This is a genomic window from Clostridium perfringens (genome assembly GCF_016027375.1).
Classification (GTDB): Bacteria; Bacillota; Clostridia; order Clostridiales; family Clostridiaceae; genus Sarcina; species Sarcina perfringens.
Window position 1 is genome coordinate 2,864,012 of the sequence record NZ_CP065681.1, and the last position, 20,216, is coordinate 2,884,227.

A 20,216-nucleotide genomic window follows, 5' to 3' on the forward strand; every position below is an offset into this window, starting at 1 on the left:
GTATATAAAGTTCAAAAAAATTTACATAATATAAGAATTTGTTATATTATGTAAATTTATATAATCGTCTAATATCTCTCTATTATTTTTTTTGTTCTAACTCTTCAACTATATCAACTAAATACTTACCATAACCAGTTTTCATTAATGGTTTAGCTAAGTTTAATACCTTCTCTGAAGAAATCCATCCTTTTCTATAAGCAATCTCTTCTAAACAAGCTATATATGTACCTTGAGTATTTTGAACAGCTTCAACAAAGTTAGATGCTTGTAACATTGAAGCATGAGTTCCTGTATCTAACCAAGCCATTCCTCTACCAAATAAATTAACTTTTAAAGTTCCTTCTTCCATATATAATCTATTTAAATCAGTTATTTCTAGTTCTCCTCTTGCAGATGGCTTTAATCCTTTTGCCTTTTCTATTACTGTATTGTCATAGAAATAAAGTCCTGGAACTGCATACTTTGATTTTGGATGTTCTGGCTTTTCTTCTAAAGAAATTACCTTTCCATTCTCATCAAATTCTACTACTCCAAAGGCCTTAGGATCTTGAACATAATATCCAAATACCATAGCACCCTTTTCTAAAGCAGCGGCTTCCTTTAAATTACTTGAGAAGTTTTGTCCATAGAATATATTGTCTCCTAGAATCATAGCTACATTGTCATCTCCTATGAATTCTTCTCCAATTATAAATGCTTCTGCAAGTCCATTTGGTGCTTCTTGAACTTTGTATTCTATATTTAAACCTAATTCACTTCCATCTTTAAATAACTCTTTAAAATTAGGTAAATCTCTTTCTGTTGATATTATTAATACCTCTCTTATTCCAGCTAACATTAATACTGACATTGGGTAATATATCATCGGCTTATCATATATTGGTACCATTTGCTTTGACATTGCCTTTGTTACTGGATATAATCTTGTCCCACTTCCACCAGCTAATATAATTCCTTTCATCTTCTCACCTTCTACCTTAATCCTAAATTTGACTATATACCTTTTTACTCATTGAAGAAGCCATAACAAAACTTCTAGGTAAACTTTCATATTTCTTTCCTAAGAAACTTCCAATAAATCTCGCTCCAAAATTAGGTAATATATTTAATGTAACCTTAAAGTTTTTATCTTCTAATGATCTTTTTAATACATGAATAGCTAAATCTTTACCACTCTTATTCCCTTTATAATTTAGGAACTGTGAGTTTTGTCTAAAGAAAACTCCAGTATCAAAGTATCTTTCATACAATGATTTAAGAGTAAATACATGAGAATGATAAACTTCAGAATCTGAGCAATACTTTATTCTATATCCAGCTTGTATAAGCTTTTCAGCAAAATACATATCTTCATTTATTAAAAGTCTTTTATTGTCATATCCATTTAACTCTTTATATACACTTGTTTTAACAGCTGATGATGCATCTGAATAGAAAAATGTTAATAATCCATATTTATTAATATCCTTTTTAGAAACCACTCTTGATTCTTCAGGATAATTCTTTTCTCTTATATATTTTTCTATAGTATTATTAGTACAAAGTTGTCTACTAAATGAAGCTTCACACTCCCCATCTATAATAGGTTGTACTAAATTTTTAAGCCAAAAGTTATTCTTCATCATTACATCTTGTGATATAAAAACTATAATATCTCCTGTTGACTTAAAAGCCATCATCTCCCTAGTTTTTGAATGTGAAAAATCCTTTGGTTCTATAAGTGTATATTGTAAATTCATATTTTTTAACATTTCTTCTGTTTTATCCTTACATCTAGTTAAAACATATGAAACTTCGACTTCTGTACCCTCTGGTTTTTCTTGTTCTAATATTTTATTGTGTAAACTCATTATATAATTTTCAGCATTATACAATGGACAAATTATAGATATCTTCATCTATACAGCTCCTTCTTTTTTTATAACTGATATAACCGTCTTAAATATTATTTTAATATCAAGCCATAAAGATCTATTATCTATATAGTACATATCCATTTGTACTCTTTCTTCATATGTTGTGTCACTTCTTCCATTTGCTTGCCAATAACCAGTTAATCCTGGTGTAACACTGAAAAGCTTGTCTGCATATTCACCATACTTTTCAACTTCTTTATCTACTATTGGTCTTGGTCCAACAATGCTCATATCTCCTTTAATAATATTTATTAATTGAGGTAATTCATCTAAACTTGTCTTTCTTAAAAAAGCTCCACATTTAGTTATTCTTGGATCATCATCTAACTTGAAATTCTTTTCAAATTCAGCTTTTTGCTCTGGTGTAAAATTATCAAACACCTCTTTTGCATTAGAAACCATAGATCTAAATTTATAAACATCTATATATTTTCTGTCTTTACCAATTCTTTTATGCCCAAAAAATGCTGGTCCTTTAGAATCAACCTTCACCCATATATATAAAATCAAAAATATTGGTGAAAATAATATTAACGCAATTAACGAACATATTAAGTCAAAACATCTTTTTGCAACATTATAAAATAGATAGCTTTTTTCCTTACTACACTCTGATTTAATTGGAATATCATTTATGTTTTGCATAAAATCCCCCTTAACTTTAATCATATTTTTATATTAAAATCTATAAAACAAATTTTTCAAAAACAAAAGCTACGCCATCTTCCTCATTACTTTTTGTAATAAAGTCAGCTTTTTCTTTTACTTCTTCAAAAGCATTTCCCATAGCAACTCCAAGGCCTGCATACTCTATCATATGAAGATCATTTCCAGCGTCTCCAATTGCTATAACTTCTTCTCTTTTTATACCTAAGCTTTCAGCTAGAGATTTAACCCCTTCTCCTTTATTACAAGTCTTACTTAAAAACTCTAAGAAATAAGGAGCACTTCTTACTACAGTATATTTTTCATATACTTCTTCTGGTAACTTCTTAATTCCTTCTTCTAGAACTTCTGGTTCATCAATCATCATTATCTTTATTATTTCTTCATCTTCTTTTATGTCATTATAATCAGCTTCACAAACTTCTATTCCGTTTATTCTACCTTCTAATTCTGTATATTTATTCATCTTAGGAGTTACACAGCCAAAATTAGAAAAAGCATGTATATTAACTCCAACATTTTTGCTTATTTCATATAAATATTTTAAATCGCTACCTTTTAAAGTATCTCTACAAATTACTCTATCAGGTCCAACTTCCTTAACTATAGCTCCATTAAAAGTTAAAACATACTCATCATCATGACATAAATCTAATTCTTCTAAATATCTTTTTACTCCATCTACTGGTCTTCCTGTTGCTAAAACTACTTTTACATTTTTTTCTCTAGCTTTCTTTATTGCTTCCTTAGTTTTTTCAGATACAGTTTTATCTTCTTTCAATAAAGTTCCATCCATATCTATAGCTACTAATTTATACATTAATTCACCTCTTAAACTTTATTTACAAATATATGTTAAATTTTTCTTTATTTTATACTAGGTAATTATATCAAAATTATTATACTATTTCATTATTTTTTGACATATACATTTAAGATTATATCATATCATTGCTTTTTTTCAAATTATTGCAAATAAATTGTAATAATTTGTTTGTATCATTAATATATTATAAAGTTTTTATTAATTATTTTAAGGAATTTAAAATATTGAAATACTTCTATCATGTTGATATAATGAAATTTGTCATTTATTTAGAAATTTTGATTTAATGTATATAATAAATTAATTCTTAAAAACAAATTATTTCTCTATTTTACTTACTGTAAATATATAATTTAATGGGGGGTCAATATGCCAGTTAGAATTGCAATACTTGGTGGTCCAAGATGTGGAAAAACTACTTTAATACAACAACTTTATGTTGAGTTTAAAATCAGAGGCTTAGATGTTGGAGCCGCAACTGAATATAGTACAGAATATCTTAAAGAAAAAGGTATGATAGAAACTATTTCTGAACAATACGGTATTTATTTAGGACAACTTCGTTTAGAAGAATCATTAAATCAATTTGATTATGCTTTAACAGATTATGCAACTTTTGTACCATATATATATGGAAGATTTATGCTAGGTGATAAAAAAAGATCTGAAAAAGAAATTGAAATACTAAAAGATCTTTACCATTTAGCTCTTAAAGATCTTCAAAAGTATGATCATATCTTCTTTGTTCCTAGAGAATTTGGTTATACTCAAGATGGTGTTAGATGGCAAGATGAATCAACTGCCTCTGCAGTTGATAATGCATTAAAGCAATTCTTAGATAGTGAAAATGTTAAATACACAACTATAGAAGGTTCAACTAAAGATAGAGCTAAACAAATACTATCTATTGTTGGATTAGATAATAAAGACGCACTACCTACTATGAGAGAACTTAAAAAGAAAAATTCAAAATAAAATATATAAAATAGGTCATATTAAAGATTAAGAATATGACCTATTTTTTTACTTAAAAGTATTTATTAATTTGATAGTTATTTTATGATATAATAGTCTAGGCTATTTAAGAGATAAAACAATTATTTTCTTAATCTTTCATATTTATATATATATTAATGAAGGAAAATAGTTAATATTTTAATATACATAAAAAAATTAAGGAGGAAATTAGATTGAGCGATTTAATTAAGGAAATAGAGAAAAGAAGAACCTTTGCCATCATATCTCACCCTGATGCTGGTAAAACTACTCTTACTGAAAAATTCTTACTTTATGGAGGAGCTATTAGAATGGCTGGTTCTGTAAAGGCTAGAAAAGCTGCTACACACGCAGTTTCTGACTGGATGGAAATAGAAAAGCAAAGAGGTATCTCTGTTACTTCATCTGTTATGCAATTTAACTATGGTGGATATTGTATAAATATACTAGATACTCCTGGTCACCAAGACTTCTCAGAGGATACATATAGAACACTTATGGCTGCCGACTCAGCTGTTATGGTTATAGATGGAGCTAAAGGGGTTGAGGATCAAACAAGAAAATTATTCCAAGTTGCTTCATTAAGAGAAATTCCTATATTTACTTTTGTAAACAAAATGGATAGAGAAACTAGAGATCCATTCCAACTTCTAGAAGATATTGAAAGTGAACTTGGTATAAAATCTTACCCAATGAATTGGCCAATAGGATGTGGAAGTCACTTTAAAGGTGTTTATGATAGAGCTACAAACACAATCCACTTATTTGATGGTGGAAACCATGGACAAAGCGAGGTTTCAACTATAACTGGTGACTTAGAAGATCCTAAATTTAAAGAACTTCTAGGTGAAGATTTACATAATAAGTTAATGGAAGATGTTGAACTATTAGATATAGCTGGTGACGAATTTGATTTAGAGAAAGTTAGAAAAGGAGAATTAACTCCTGTATTCTTTGGATCAGCTCTTACAAACTTTGGAGTTGAGCCATTTTTAAATGACTTCTTAAAACTAACTACTTCTCCACTTCCAAGAAATTCATCAATAGGTGAAATAGATCCAATGACTGAACCATTCTCAGCTTTCGTATTTAAAATACAAGCTAACATGAATAAAGCTCATAGAGATAGACTTGCTTTCATGAGAATATGTTCTGGTAAATTTGAAAAAGGAAAAGATGTTTTCCACGTTCAAGGTGGTAAGAAGGTTAAACTTGCTCAACCTCAACAATTCTTAGCTCAAGATAGAGAGGTTGTTGAAGAAGCTTACGCTGGAGATATCATAGGGGTATTTGACCCAGGTATATTCTCAATAGGAGATACTTTATGTTTAAATCCTAAGAAATTCAAATTTGAAGGTATTCCTACATTTGCTCCTGAGCACTTTGCTAGAGTTAAACCTGTAGATACTATGAAAAGAAAACAATTCATAAAAGGTGTTACTCAAATAGCTCAAGAAGGTGCTATTCAGGTATTTAAAGAATTACACATCGGTATGGAAGAAATCATAGTTGGTGTTGTTGGTGTTCTTCAATTTGAAGTTTTAGAATATAGATTAAAAAATGAATACAATGTTGATATAAAAATGGAAAGACTTCCATTTAGATATGTTAGATGGATTGAAAATGATAATATAGATGTAGATTCACTAAACTTAACTTCTGATACAAAGAAAGTTAAAGATTTTAAAGATAGAAATCTACTTATATTCCAAAATGACTGGGGTATTTCATGGGCTATAGATCATAACCCTGGAATAATACTTTCAGGTGTTGGTAAATCTAACGACTAATACATTATTTTAAAGAAAACACATGATTTTAAGAAAACTCTTAAAGAATCATGTGTTTTTTTGCATTTAACAAGTTAACATTTAGTTCATATTTAAACTAAATATGTGCTATGATAAATTTATAGCAACATTACTTTTAATTAAATAATATCTTATATCTTAAGTGAAATTTAATTTAAAACAAATCTAAAAAACTTAATGAAATTATTAATTTTTTATTAACTAAGTTAATTAAAGTGGTAAAAGAAAGAAGGGAATATATGAAAGATAATATACTTAAAAAGATTAAACTTAATAAACCACTTAGCTTTTTTATTTTAATAATATGGTGTGCAGTTGTAGCATTTTTATTTTTAACTGCCCCTTCCCTATCAAAGCTAGTTAGTGAAAAAGGAGGAATACAATTACCTGATGATTATTCTTCTAAAATTTCAGACATACTCCAATCAGATAATAAATTTAATAGCAAAGATAGCTATATAGCTGTTTTTCACTCAAGTAATAAATTAACAGATGAAAATCTAAAAAATATAAAGGATACTATTGATAGATTGAAATCAAAAGAAAATAGTGATTATATTCAAAGTATAAATGATAGTTTTGATACTCCTCAGCTAAAAAATCAACTTAACTCTGAAAATGGTAAAACTATTATAGCCTTAATGACAGTAAATCCAAAGGATTCCTCTGTAAGTACAATAGAAAAAACTTTAAATGATGAATTAAAAACTCCAGGGGTTGAAACCTATGTTACAGGACAAAGTCTTATAGAGAATGATGTTAATGTGGCTGCACAAAAAGGACTAAATAAAACTCAAACAATAACTGTAATATTTATATTCATAGTCCTTATATTATTGTTTAAATCAGTAGTTACTCCATTTATTCCTTTACTTACTGTAGGAATAAGTTATTTAGGAGCTCAATCTGTTGTTGGGATTTTAGCAGATAAGTTTAATTTTCCTCTTTCAAACTACACTCAAATATTTATGATTTGTATAATGTTCGGTATTGGAACTGATTACTCTATTTTGCTACTTAATAGATTTAAAGAGGAATTAGCTAATGGAAATAATAGACTTGATTCTGTAAAAATAACCTTTAAAACTGCTGGTAAAACAGTTTTATCTAGTGCTACTCCAGTGTTTGTTGTTTTTGCATCCTTAAATTTTATTGGATTTAATTTATATAGAAGTGCCGTAGCTGTAGCAATTGGTATATTATTTTTAATTGCAGCCTTATTTACAATTTTCCCAGCAGTAATGATTATATTAGGAAAGAATATTTTTTGGCCTGTTAAAGGAACCTTTAAAGCAGAAGAAAATAGACTTTGGGCTAAGTTAGCTAATAAAGCATTTAGTAAACCAATTCCTATACTTGGAGCTATATTCACCATACTTTTACTTCCTATTTTATTTAATAACTTTCATCAATCATTTAACAATTTAAATGAAATTGGGGATACTTACTCTGCTAAGGAAGGATTTAATATAATAGCAGATGACTTTGGTATAGGACAAGCATCTCCTGTTTCAATATACATAGAAAATGATGATGATATGAGAAAGCCTGAATATGTAGCCTTAATAGAAAAACTTTCTAATAATCTACAAAACTCTAGTAATGATATAAAATCAGTATTAAGTGTTACTAGACCAACAGGAGTTCGTCTTGATGAAATTTATGTAAATGACCAAGCTGGTCAAGTTTCACAAGGTATAGATAAAGCAAATAATGGATTAAACAAAATAAATGAAGGATTAAGTGATGCTAGTAAAAAAATAGATTCATCAAAAAGCAAGTTAAAAGGGGCTGAAGAAGGTACAGCTAAGCTTCAAGAAGGTACTAAAAAAACTGAAACTGGGGTTTCTGAACTTCAAAGTGCTCTTAATAAACTTGTGGAAAGTATTCGTGAAGAACATAATGGTGCCACAGAATTAAAAGATTCCATAGACGGTGCCTTAGATAAAGTTAATTCTTTAAAACTAAGTAAATCTCAACTTGAAGAAGATTATAGTGCCATAGTTAATTCTGCTAATGATGTTCTTGAAAATTTAAACAAAATTGGTTCCTTAACAGGTAATCCAAATTCAGTTAATGTAGATACTAGTAAACTTAAAGAATCTCTTTCATCATTGAATTCTCATTTAAGTGAATATTCAAAGTCACATCCAGAGGTTTTAAATGATGAAAATTTCAAAAAATTCTCTGATGATATTAATAATTTAAATAATAACTCTAATAATTTACAAGGAACTTTTAATAATACTCCAGAGATTAAAGCAATAAATGAAAGCATAGGTGCATTAAAAGTTTTAATAAACACTTTAAATAGTAAAAAGGATACTGTAATAAATGATTTAGATAAATTTAATTCTGGAATTTCTGAAATTGAAAATGGATTAAAGGCTTTAGATAGTGGTCTTGGCAAATCCTTAGCAGGGGGAGAAGAAATTTCATCTAAAGTTCCTGAAATTTCAAATGCCTTAAACCAAATAGCTAATGGTCAATCTAAAATCCAAGATGGTTTCAAAGAATTTTCTGGCCAAATAAATGAATTATCTAATGGACTTGAGGCTGGTTCTAATGGATTAACTGAAATTCAAAATGGTCTTAAGTATGCTAACGGATTTATAAATGATTGGTCAAATCTATCTTATAATCTTTCAGGAATTTGTGTTCCAATTGAGGTATTTAGTAATGATGAATTTAAAAAATCCCTAAATCAATATATGAGCTCAGATGGTAAATTAGCAGTAATAAATGTAATTACTACAAAGAATCCTTATTCCAATGAAGCAGTTAATGAAATTCCTAATCTTAAATCTCTTGTTCAAGATGGAGTTAAAGGAACTAAGTTAGAAAACGCTAATATAGGTATTGGTGGAATGGCTAGTACAACATACGAAACTAAAAGGATGGCTGACTCTGATTATGATAAAGCTTTAATATTTGTAATAGTTGGAGTATTTATTACCTTAATTATTATATTAAGATCTTTAACAATGCCAATTTACTTAATGATTTCTTTATTACTAACTTATTTTACTTCAATAAGCGTAATACAATTTGTTGTCACTAAAATCATGGGATATCCAGGTATATCATGGATAACATCATTCTTTGGTTTTGTAGTTTTAATGGCTTTAGGTATAGATTATTCAATATTTATAATGACAAGATTTAACCAAGATCTTAATGGTTCTATAAAAGAACGTATAATAAGAACAATGAAAAGTATGGGTGGAGTAATAATATCTGCCGTAATAATCCTTAGTGGTACCTTTGCAGCCTTACTTCCATCTGGAGTATTATCCTTAATTGAAATTTCCATGGTGGTTCTAACAGGCATACTTTTATATGTTGTCTTTGTTCTTCCTCTATTTATTCCAGCAATGGTAAAAATATTTGGAAAGGCAAATTGGTGGCCATTTAAACCAGCTTTATCAAAAGAAGATAAAAATTTAGATGATTCCACTACTATTGTTACAACAGTGGTGACAACCACTACTACAACTACCACTACAACTAAAAATGGTTCTTCTACCATAACAAAAAAAGAATCCAAAACAACCACAACAAAGGAATAAAATAAATAATATAGAGAAATTTATAGAAAGCTTCTACTTTGCAACATAAATTTTTATGAAAATAAAGAGACTAAAATCCTAAATTTTACGATTTTAGTCTCTATTTATTTAAGAAAATATTTTTAAAATACTAAATAAAAAAACTTAACTTTTTATTTAATCTTATATAAAATTAATATCTTCTATATTATAAAAAATATGGTTAAATTAATCTAATACAAACTTTTCTATAGCCTTAGCTACTCCATCATTTTCATTTGTATCTGTTATGTAATCAGCTTTTTCTTTTAAAAATTCTTCTGCATTTCCCATAGCTACTCCAAGTCCAGCAAATTCTATCATACTAAGATCATTTTCACTATCTCCTAAACACATAATCTCTTCCCTGTTTATATTTAATATATCAGCTAAAACTTTTACGGCACGTCCTTTTGAAGTACCTTTATTCATTACTTCAAAGTTACTTGGTGAAGAACTTACAACTTCTAAATCTTCATATTTTTTCAATTCTTCTTTTGCCTTAAATAAATCTTCAAGCTTATTACTATCATTTTCTATACAAATAGCCTTAAGTATATGTTTCCCATAAGTTTTAAAAGCTTCTTTAAAATCTATTCCTTCTGAAAACATTACCTTTTCCTTTGATTCTCCCATCATTTTATTCATAACCTTATAGCCATGCTCTTCTGGAACAATCTTTTCAGAGATTACAGTGTTTGGTGTATTAAAATAGGCCATATTAATATCATATTTTTTTATGACATCATATATTCTATCTAGTTGATCCTCATTTAAAACAGATTCATATATTACTTTATCTTCATCCTTTTCTCTTATAAAAGCACCATTACATGATATTATAGGTGTTTTAACTCCTAAAAGTCCTGCATAATATTTAGCTGAGGCAAATAATCTACCTGTTGTTACAGCTACCTTTACGCCTCTCTCTGTAGCTTTTTTTATAGCCTCTTTATTTCTTTCACTAATTTCATGTTTATTATTTAATAATGTTCCATCCATATCTATACATATTAATTTATATGACATAATTAAATTCTCCCTCCAAACTTCCAACTGTGTATTATCTATTTTTTCTTCTTATTATACCATCCTAAAGTATAGTATTTCTTTTTTCAACTTTATTAATTCCACTTTAAATAAATATAAGCTACTTAAAACTTATTAATAATAGTTTTAACAAAATAACACATAGGTTTCCTAAAACTATACTAATTACCAAGCAAACTCTAATTTTAACTTAATAACTAAATTTATTTTGGGGAAAATAAATTTAAGCTAAAAATTTAGAGATTAAAACTCTAATTTATAGCTATATTAATAATTTGTTTTTATTAATGTAACTTTAATTTATCTAATTTAAATTAAATCATTAATCTAAAACAAAACTCAAAATTTAAATTTGAAAGGGGAAATAAATATGAGTAAAAAATATCCTCCAAGAGATAGAGACTTTTATAGTCCAGAAAAACATGATTTAGTTTCTTATTCTAAAACTGGTAAAACTTATACTAAATTGCCAAACCCATTAGAAGATGACATAGTTTGTAACAATATATCCTATAGTGAATTTGACTATATAGAAGGCGATATGCTAGATGACGATGATATTTAAATATAAAAAATGGGATGTAAATTTCTACATCCCACTTTTATTATAATTAATAAAAATTATATTAACTAAATATATTGAAAATTATTAATAGACTAAATTCTAAAGAATTCAGTGAATGACTTTATACAATCAAAATGATCTTTAACAGCACCAAACTCTCTTATTGAATGCATTGCTAATATTGGAGTTCCCATGTCAACTGATCTTATTGGTAAATGAGTTGATGATATTGGTCCTATAGTTGAACCACCTCTCATATCTGATCTATTAACAAACTTTTGAACATTAACCCCTGCATTTCTACATATCATTTCATAAACAGCCGATGAATCACTATCACTTGTATAGCTTTGTGATGCTGCTATTTTTATTACAGGTCCTTTTCCTAAAACAGGTCTAACTACAGGATCGTGTTTTTCTCCTAAATTTGGATGAACAGCATGAGCTAAATCTGCTGAAATCATAAATGATTCTGATAATGATCTTAAGAAATCCTCTCTATCTTTACCTAAAGCTAGAACTATTCTTTCTAATATTGTTTTTAAGAAATCTGAATCTCCACCTTGTTTAGTAGCACTTCCAACCTCTTCATTATCAAAACATACCATTACATTAGTAGCTTGTGATACCTCAGCATCCATTAATGCTTTAATACCTGCATGAACCATTGATAAATCATCTAATCTTCCTGAAGATATAAACTCTTCATTTAATCCCATTAAGCAACCTTTTTCATATTCATATGGATATAATTCAAAATCAAGAATATCCTCTTTTTCACAATATAATTCTTTTGCTAAAAGTTCAACTAAATAATTACCTTTTTCTAAAGTTTCATTAACAAGTGATAATAAAGGTAATGTATCCTTTTGTCTATTTATTTTATATCCCTCATTAACTTCTCTATTCATATGAATAGCTAAGTTTGGAATTATAAGTATAGGTCTATTTATATTAACTATCTTATTTACTGGTTTTAATGGATTTTTACTTACTAAGGATACTCTTCCAGCTAAAGCTAGTGGTCTATCAAACCAAGTATTTAGTATTGGTCCTCCGTAAACTTCTGTATTTAATTTTACATAAGTATTTTCAACTGTAATCTCTGGATTTGGTTTTATTCTAAATCCTGGTGAATCAGTATGAGCACCAATTATTTTAAATCCATTTTCAGCAATATCACCTTTACCAACTCTAAAAGCAATTAAAGCTGAATCATTTTTAGTTACAAAATACTTTCCTTCTACTTCTAAGTTCCATCTATCAGCCTCTTTTAATTCTTTAAAGCCTTCAAATTCTAAAGTGTCCTTAACATTCTTTACTGCATGAAAAGCTGTTGGACTTTCATATAAAAAATTAATTAATTCATTTGCAATAACTTTTTCCATATGTATCTCACCTTTCTGTATAAAATAGATACTTTTAATTATACTTTACCACAAAATCCATAATTAACAAAATCTTAAAGTTATCCAAAAAGTACTTCCTTTATTCAAAAATTTACACTATTTAAATATATTCACAACTAATTAAACCTTAATATAATCTTTACTTACATATCCATTCTTAGTACCTGTACTAGCATTAAATTGAACCTTATACCAACCATTTTCCTCTCCTAAAATTTTAACTTTATCTCCTGATAATAAGTATCCAATAACTTGATATGAAGTTCCTGGACCAGTTCTAACATTTAGATTTGTACTTACCCCATATACAGTTCCTTCTTTAATTTCACTCTCAGTTCCATTATTAGATCCTTCATTGACTATAGTTATATATGACTTTGAAGCATATCCAACCTTACCATTGAATTTTATTTCATACCAGCCATCTACTTCTTTAATTATCTCTACCTTATCATTATTACGTAAAGTTCCTATTACTCCGTAATTACTTCCTGGGCCACTTCTCATATTTAAAGCACTATTTACCTTTACTACCCCTTGTTTATTTAATGATACAGATGGTTTTTCTTCATTTGACTCGTTATCTACTACTTTTATGTATTGGCTTGATACATATCCACTTTTTCCATTAAACTTTATTTCATACCATCCATCAACTTCTTTGATAATTTCTACCTCATCATTATTACATAAAGTTCCTATTACTCCGTAATTGCTTCCTGGACCGCTTCTCATATTTAAGGCACTATTTACTTTTACTATCCCTTTCTTATTTGCTGATACAGATGGTTTTTCTATTTCAATATCCCCATTAGTTTCTTCATCCTCAGGATTTTCATTAATTATTGATATATAATCCTTACTTACATATCCATACTTCTTTTTAACTCCATCTATATAGTCAATTTTGTACCATCCATTTAACTCTTCATATATTCCTACCACTTGATTTCTATTTAATTTGTGAACTATTCTTCCTGAAGTACTTGGACTCTCTCTCACATTAAGAACAGAAGCATTAGTAACTTTTCCCTGCATTTTAGGTTTTAACCCGTCATCTTCTAAGCTTCCATCTCCACCAGAAATTCTCTCTTTAAAATAAGGCCATAAACTTGGTCTATCTTCAATCATCATCCTTGAACATGTTTTTCCACTTGCATCTCTATGCATAACAACGTTTTCTGCTGGTATATTGTATTTATTCATTAGATATTTTGTTAATTCAATTCCATTTTCTAAAGTTTTATCAAAATCATTTTCCTTATTAACACATAGTTCTATAGCAATAGTTGTGGAATTATTTATATTGGGATTATTACCATCTCCAACATGCCACCCCTTCCAAGTATCTTCTAAAGCTTGAATAATATTGCCTTCATCAATTATATAATGTGCTGATGCTTTAGCATTTGGATGATTTGCAAAGTAATTTCTATTAGCCATAGCATTAGCACCAGCTTGTCTATTATCAGTATCATGTATAACTATATATTTTGGATTTATAGTAACTCCTTGAGAATAATTTATATCTATCAATTGTTTGTTTACTTTTATTCCATTTATAACAGGTGTGTTCTCTGTATTTTTTGCATTTCCATTATTAACTTCATGGTAATCCCCAGCTATACAATTACTTTCATTATGACTTTCCTTTTGAACTTCTTCTCCCTTATTTTCATCTGCTAGAACAATTTCATTAAAGCTTGAAATATTCATAGCTAAAGTACACGACAGTAATAAAGCACTTATTTTTCTTCTATTCATATGTCTTTTTCTCTCCTATATTTCATAATTTCCCTATATTAAAAATTCCCCAATTTGCTTATTATTTTATATTCTATTTCAATATTTTTCAATATAAAATATTATGATATAATATAATGAGATTTAGTTGAATAAATTTATATAACTTCTAGGTTTTATTTTTTTAAATCAACTATAATAATTATTTTTTAATTTAATATAAACTTAATTTAAAACTTAATAAAAATGGAGAGATGATTAATATGTTTTCAAATCTTATAATAAAAACCTTCATTAAGGATTACAAAAACACAGAAAATGAAAGTGTTAGAAGTTCTTATGGGTACTTAGCTAGTATAGTTGGAATAATTGTTAATATAATTTTATTCTTAATAAAATTTTCTGTAGGATTAATTTCAGCAAGTATAGCTATAACAGCAGACGCCTTTAATAACTTATCTGATGCTGGCTCTTCTGTAATAACCATGATAGGTTTTAAATTAGCTAAAATGCCAGCTGATAAAGAACATCCATTTGGACATGGTAGAATTGAATATATTTCAGCTCTAATCGTAGCATTCATGGTAATGTTAGTAGGTTTTCAATTCACCAAGTCATCAATTGAAAGAATTCTTAATCCAACACCTGTAACCTTTGAAGTAATTCCTTTTATTCTACTTGTAGTATCAATATTCTTTAAATTTTGGTTAAGTAGATTTAATAAATTAACAGGTAACAGAATAAATTCTTCAGCTCTTAAGGCTGCTTCAGTTGATGCTTTAGGGGATGTATTTACTTCAACATGTGTTGTTATATCATTTTTAGCTGCAAAATTTACTACTTTCCCTATTGATGGATATATAGGTGTTATTGTTTCCTTAGCTATTTTATATGCTGGATTTACTTTAGTAAAAGAGACTATAAATCCACTTTTAGGAGAAGCACCTGATCCAGAGCTTGCTAAAAATATTAGAGAAATGGTTTTATCATATGATCATATAATAGGAGTTCACGATCTTATAATTCATAACTATGGTGTAGGTAAATGTATGGCTTCAATTCATGCAGAAATACCTTCTGACATAAATGTTATGAAAATACACGATATCATAGATATGGCTGAAAGAGAAATTTCTAAAAAACTAAAGATTTATCTAGTAATTCATATGGACCCTATTTGTTTAGAAGATGATGAAATAAAACAGGCTAAAGAAGAAATAGACAAAATAATCAAATATAATCCACTAATAGAATCAATGCATGATTTTAGAATTGTTGGTCATGGTAACAAGAAAAATCTTATATTCGATATTGTTGTTAACCCAGAAAAACTAAGAAAAGTTATGTCTGAAAGTGAGCTTAAAGAAGAAATTATAAAAGCTGTTAAAGAAACTCACCCTCAATATAACTGCATAATAACTATTGATAAAGATTTTACTTGTTAAAAGAGAAAGTAGCTATGAATTTTCATAGCTACTTTTTTTATACAAACTTGAGAACTTATATTAAAAATATTTAAAACTTATTTTTTCAAAGTCTCCTTCTTATTAATTATTTTTAAAATAATCTGATCTTATTATCTTAGTTGATATATCATAAGATTTCTTAACATGATTTAACTCATCTTGAGATTTAGCTTCTCCTGCTACTTCACCATCTGGAAGTGCTACTATATTTCTATTTGTATTTAAAAGATTTCTTCCTATTACATTTCTTAAGCTGCCATCATTAACACCTAAAAGATATGAAACTGTTGGCATAACATCTATAAGTCCACCCTTAGTTTCTATTGTTTTTCCTTGTATTGATGGATTATAGATTATAAGTGGTACTTTTTTCTCATTAAGCTTCCAATAGTTACCGTCAAAATTAACATCTTTTAATTGATCTTTATAATATTTATTTGGACCAGCATGATCACCATATATAACAAATACAGTATCATCAAATCTTCCTTCTTCTTTTAGTTTGTCCATAAACATTTTAATAGCTTCATCTGTATATCTTACTGTTTTAAAGTATTGTCCTATAAGAGTTCCTTCTATTTCACTAGGTATTTTTATTGTTGTATGTGCATCATCAATCTCAAAAGGACCATGATTTGTTAAAGTAACAGTAAATAGATAGAATGGTTGTTTTAAATCCCCAGCCTTAGTAGCTAATTGAGTTAAGTAACTCTTATCTGAAATTCCTAATCCAATTATTTCATCTTCATTAAAGTCATATAATGTATATGAATTTTGGAATTTTAGTAAACTGTGGTGTACTTCCCCCCAATTCCAACTTCCAGCTACTTCTGGATGAGCTGAAACTGTAGTATAACCATTCTTTTCTAATATAGATGGCAATGTTGTTAAAGTTCTACTTGGATAAGCAAAAGATGTAGCAGTATTAGTTATTGGTAACATACCTGTATTAACCATTAAATCTGCATCTGAACTAAATCCAGTTAAGTTTTCTTCATAAATATTAGGGAAATAATATGAATTCTTTAGTATTGAATTTAATGTAGGAGTTATCTCCTGTCCATCAATTTTTTTATTTATAACAAAATCTTCTAAAGATTCAATTTGTAAAACAACTAAGTTTTTGCCTTTTAATTCTCCTTTATATTGATTGTCTGGTAAGTTTTCATAATTTGCATCAAGCCAATTTTTAACTTCTTGTTTTTCTTCATTGCTTAATTTTATATCCTTATCAAGAACTAAGGTCTTATAAATATCAAAGAAATGATATCCTAAAGGAGTAGCTCTGAAAATTCCACTAGTTGGTGTCCAAGCAACCCTTAAAAATCCTTTTTCTCCATTAGTTATATCCTTAACATCATATAAATAGTATTTTCCTAAAACACATCCACTTGGTACTAAGAATGTTAATAAAAATGCTATAACTCTATATTTTACCTTTCCAAAATACCAATCCTTATTATACTTTCTAAATAATATGTAAAGTATAGGTAATAATACTAAGTCTATTATAAATAATATCATTCTACTTCTAAAGAAGATAAGATCCTTATTTAAAGGATTAAATAAATCTGGGTAAATTAAAAACTTTATTGATGGAAAAGTTCCATACAATCTGTAATAAAGTAAATCAAAAATTAAAAGTGCTGAAATTCCTAAGTCTACAATATATAGATAAATAAACTTTCCCCATCTTTTAAATAAAAATCCAAAACTTATGAATATTAATGGGAATAAAAGATATATTATCTTATAATCTATTAATCCATATACAAATCCTAAATTCAGCTCCATTCCACTATTGCTTTTTAGCATTGTACAAAAAACAGTTATCTTAAATACAAGTAAAATATAAAATAAAATTTCTAAAGGAAACTTTTTAAAGAATCCACCTATTTTACTTAAAAGTCCATTACTTTTAGCCATAAATCTTCTCCTTTCTAATATAATTAGTAAATAAATATTTAGTTATCACTCTATTATTATTGCATTTTTTGAATCTATTACCAAGTAAACTTTTTACATTTTAATAGAAAGAAGGTATTAAATATTTTAATTAAATCAAAATAATTGTTACCTTTCTAATAACTTATCCTCCTAATATTAAAACTAATAAAACATATGTAAAGCTACTAGCTAAATCCTAATCAAAATATAGCTAATAGCTTTAAATTTAATTAATTATTTTTAAAATAATTTCCTTGTATAATCATATCTGCAATATTAAATGATTTCTCTAGATGAGCTTTTTCTTCAGGTGTTGGATTCCCAACTATTTCTCCATTATTTAATATGCTTGCATTTCTATTAGTATTTACTAATACTCTTCCCATTGCTGTACTATCAAAAGTATCTCTATTAAATCCTAAAAGGTATGCTATAGTTGGTAAGAAATCTATTTGACCACCTTCTTTTGATATAGTCTCTCCATTAATACTTGGATTGTATATTAAGAAAGGTATTTCCTTTTCATCATCTTTCCACCAATCTCCCTCTAAAGGAGCATCTTTTATTTTATCTTCGTAGAATTTATGAACTCCACCATGATCTCCATAAATCATTATTACAGTATTGTCTAAAAGACCTTCTTCTTTTAATTGATTTATAAATTCTCCAATAGCTTCATCTGTATATCTAACACTTTGGAAATATGCACCTAACATATTTTCATTTAAATCTTCTGGTAAATTTAAATATTGTTTATCCTTAGGCATATCAAATGGTCCATGACTTGTTAATGTTACTAAGAATGTATAGAAAGGTTGTTTTTGACTCTTTAATCTTTCTCCAACCTGTCTTAAATAAGATTCATCTGACATTCCAAGTCCTATTATTTCACTTTGATCAAACTGATGAGCGTCCCATATTTCATCAGCTTTAAATGCCTTATGAACCTCTGCCCAGTTCCAATTTCCAGGAACCTCTGGATGTGTTGAAACTGTTGAATATCCATTACTCTTTAATATTTTCTGTAAAGTATTATATTCAGCCCATGGATAACCAAATACTGTAGTTCCTTCTCTAACAGGAAGTATTGATGTATTAACCATTATATCGCAATCTGAACTTGTTCCTGAATTGTTTTGTTCTTTTATATTATCAAAATATAGACTATTCTTTAAAAGTTTATTTATGTTTGGAGTAATCTCTTGACCATAAACTTTTTTACCTATAACAAAGTTTTCAAGAGACTCAACCTGCAAGGCTATAACATTTTTTCCTTGAAGCATACCTTTATACTTGTTATCTGGTAAATCTTCTTTGTTTTCATCAAACCAAGCTTTAATTTCATTTTTTTGAGTATCAGTTAAAGTTTCTTTTCTGTTAGCATAATAATAAATATCATATCCATGATATCCTAATGGACTTGAGTCACTAATTGTTTGAAAAGGCGCCCATGATATTCTTAAAAAACTTTTATCTGATTTTCTTTGAATATCTATATAGTAGTGTGATACCCCTATTACTGTTGCACTTATTCCAAAAATGCATATAAATGCAATTAATCTAGTTTTTATATTATTTTTATATTTAACCTTTTTTAAACCTGTAAAGTTATAAACTAAAAATAATATTATAAAATCAACTATGAACACTACATCTACTTTAGCTAAATTAAATAAGCTCTTTCCTACAGGATTAAATATTCCTGGCTCAATTATATGTCTTATTGATAAAAAAGTTCCATTTACTCTGTAATACCAAATATCAGCCACGAATAAAATTGTTACTAGAATATCAATAACTATACCTGCCCACATTCTTCCTTTACCTTTAAATAGATAAACAAAACTCGCTATTAACGTAACTATTGCTATATGAGCCCACCAAGCAGGGGGAGTAAAATACATTAAATCAAAATTAATTCCTCTAGACCCTGGGGTTCTAAGCATTGATAAAAGTAACATTGATTTTATTTGAAGTGTTATCACTAAGAAAATAAAAACCCAGTTACACTTTAAAAAGCTTTTTACTTTTTCCTTCATAAAATTTCCTCACTATCTTTCTATATAATATTTACTTAAATATTATAACATTTACAGTAAAATTTTCATTAAAAAATAATTAATATTTATTCAATAATTAATTTTTATTTTAAAATACAAAAGAGGACATAAAGATTTTTTTCTTTACATCCTCTTTTTGTACTAATTAATTTATTTAAAAGATTAAATCTA

14 protein-coding genes are annotated in these 20,216 nt (G+C 27.7%); 5 read left to right on the plus strand and 9 right to left on the minus strand.

The window, feature by feature from the left end:
- Positions 1 to 82: 82 nt before the first annotated feature.
- The 4 genes from rfbA to yidA are packed head-to-tail and all read right to left on the minus strand — an operon-like array spanning position 83 to position 3,405.
- Positions 83 to 964, minus strand: coding sequence for a glucose-1-phosphate thymidylyltransferase RfbA (rfbA, locus tag I6G60_RS13390; protein ID WP_011009932.1), 882 nt, complete (start codon positions 962 to 964; stop codon positions 83 to 85).
- A gap of 22 nt (positions 965 to 986) precedes the next feature.
- A complete protein-coding gene (locus I6G60_RS13395) occupies positions 987 to 1,901 on the minus strand; it encodes a glycosyltransferase (protein ID WP_003460502.1) in 915 nt (304 codons plus the stop codon).
- On the minus strand, positions 1,902 to 2,564 hold the full coding sequence (locus I6G60_RS13400) for a sugar transferase (RefSeq protein ID WP_003476898.1): 663 nt from the start codon (positions 2,562 to 2,564) through the stop codon (positions 1,902 to 1,904).
- 40 nt (positions 2,565 to 2,604) lie between these two features.
- On the minus strand, positions 2,605 to 3,405 hold the full coding sequence (yidA, locus tag I6G60_RS13405) for a sugar-phosphatase (protein ID WP_003460506.1): 801 nt from the start codon (positions 3,403 to 3,405) through the stop codon (positions 2,605 to 2,607).
- 375 nt (positions 3,406 to 3,780) lie between these two features.
- On the opposite strand from yidA, the gene I6G60_RS13410 reads away from it, so the two are divergent.
- From I6G60_RS13410 to I6G60_RS13420, 3 genes are all read left to right on the plus strand, one after another.
- Positions 3,781 to 4,386 (plus strand): AAA family ATPase, encoded by a 606-nt coding sequence (locus I6G60_RS13410; protein WP_003448743.1) that lies wholly within the window; start codon positions 3,781 to 3,783, stop codon positions 4,384 to 4,386.
- A 215-nt stretch (positions 4,387 to 4,601) separates the two neighbouring features.
- On the plus strand, positions 4,602 to 6,197 hold the full coding sequence (locus I6G60_RS13415; protein ID WP_003448736.1) for a peptide chain release factor 3: 1,596 nt from the start codon (positions 4,602 to 4,604) through the stop codon (positions 6,195 to 6,197).
- Positions 6,198 to 6,457: 260 nt separating this feature from the next.
- Positions 6,458 to 9,787, plus strand: coding sequence for an MMPL family transporter (locus I6G60_RS13420; protein ID WP_138329539.1), 3,330 nt, complete (start codon positions 6,458 to 6,460; stop codon positions 9,785 to 9,787).
- A 207-nt stretch (positions 9,788 to 9,994) separates the two neighbouring features.
- Here the strand turns inward: I6G60_RS13420 and I6G60_RS13425 are convergent, their stop codons facing one another.
- Positions 9,995 to 10,834 carry a Cof-type HAD-IIB family hydrolase gene (locus I6G60_RS13425; RefSeq protein ID WP_003460189.1) on the minus strand — a complete coding sequence of 280 codons (840 nt, stop codon included), beginning with the start codon at positions 10,832 to 10,834 and terminating at the stop codon, positions 9,995 to 9,997.
- A gap of 391 nt (positions 10,835 to 11,225) precedes the next feature.
- Between I6G60_RS13425 and I6G60_RS13430 the strand changes: the two genes are divergently transcribed.
- Positions 11,226 to 11,420: a hypothetical protein gene (locus I6G60_RS13430; RefSeq protein ID WP_003448762.1), complete on the plus strand. Its 195-nt coding sequence runs from the start codon at positions 11,226 to 11,228 to the stop codon at positions 11,418 to 11,420.
- Positions 11,421 to 11,512: 92 nt separating this feature from the next.
- Here the strand turns inward: I6G60_RS13430 and I6G60_RS13435 are convergent, their stop codons facing one another.
- Both I6G60_RS13435 and I6G60_RS13440 read right to left on the minus strand, forming a co-directional pair.
- Entirely contained in the window at positions 11,513 to 12,814 is a 1,302-nt protein-coding gene (locus I6G60_RS13435) for a M18 family aminopeptidase (protein WP_369866388.1), read from the minus strand.
- A 135-nt stretch (positions 12,815 to 12,949) separates the two neighbouring features.
- Positions 12,950 to 14,593: an SH3 domain-containing protein gene (locus I6G60_RS13440; protein ID WP_110078127.1), complete on the minus strand. Its 1,644-nt coding sequence runs from the start codon at positions 14,591 to 14,593 to the stop codon at positions 12,950 to 12,952.
- 242 nt (positions 14,594 to 14,835) lie between these two features.
- Here I6G60_RS13440 and I6G60_RS13445 point away from each other — a divergent pair, with 242 nt between their 5' ends.
- Positions 14,836 to 16,017 carry a cation diffusion facilitator family transporter gene (locus I6G60_RS13445; protein ID WP_003448713.1) on the plus strand — a complete coding sequence of 394 codons (1,182 nt, stop codon included), beginning with the start codon at positions 14,836 to 14,838 and terminating at the stop codon, positions 16,015 to 16,017.
- Positions 16,018 to 16,119: 102 nt separating this feature from the next.
- Here the strand turns inward: I6G60_RS13445 and I6G60_RS13450 are convergent, their stop codons facing one another.
- Positions 16,120 to 17,964: an LTA synthase family protein gene (locus I6G60_RS13450; protein WP_004459683.1), complete on the minus strand. Its 1,845-nt coding sequence runs from the start codon at positions 17,962 to 17,964 to the stop codon at positions 16,120 to 16,122.
- A 251-nt stretch (positions 17,965 to 18,215) separates the two neighbouring features.
- Positions 18,216 to 20,024 (minus strand): LTA synthase family protein, encoded by a 1,809-nt coding sequence (locus I6G60_RS13455; protein WP_197925422.1) that lies wholly within the window; start codon positions 20,022 to 20,024, stop codon positions 18,216 to 18,218.
- Between the last annotated feature and the right edge of the window lie 192 nt (positions 20,025 to 20,216).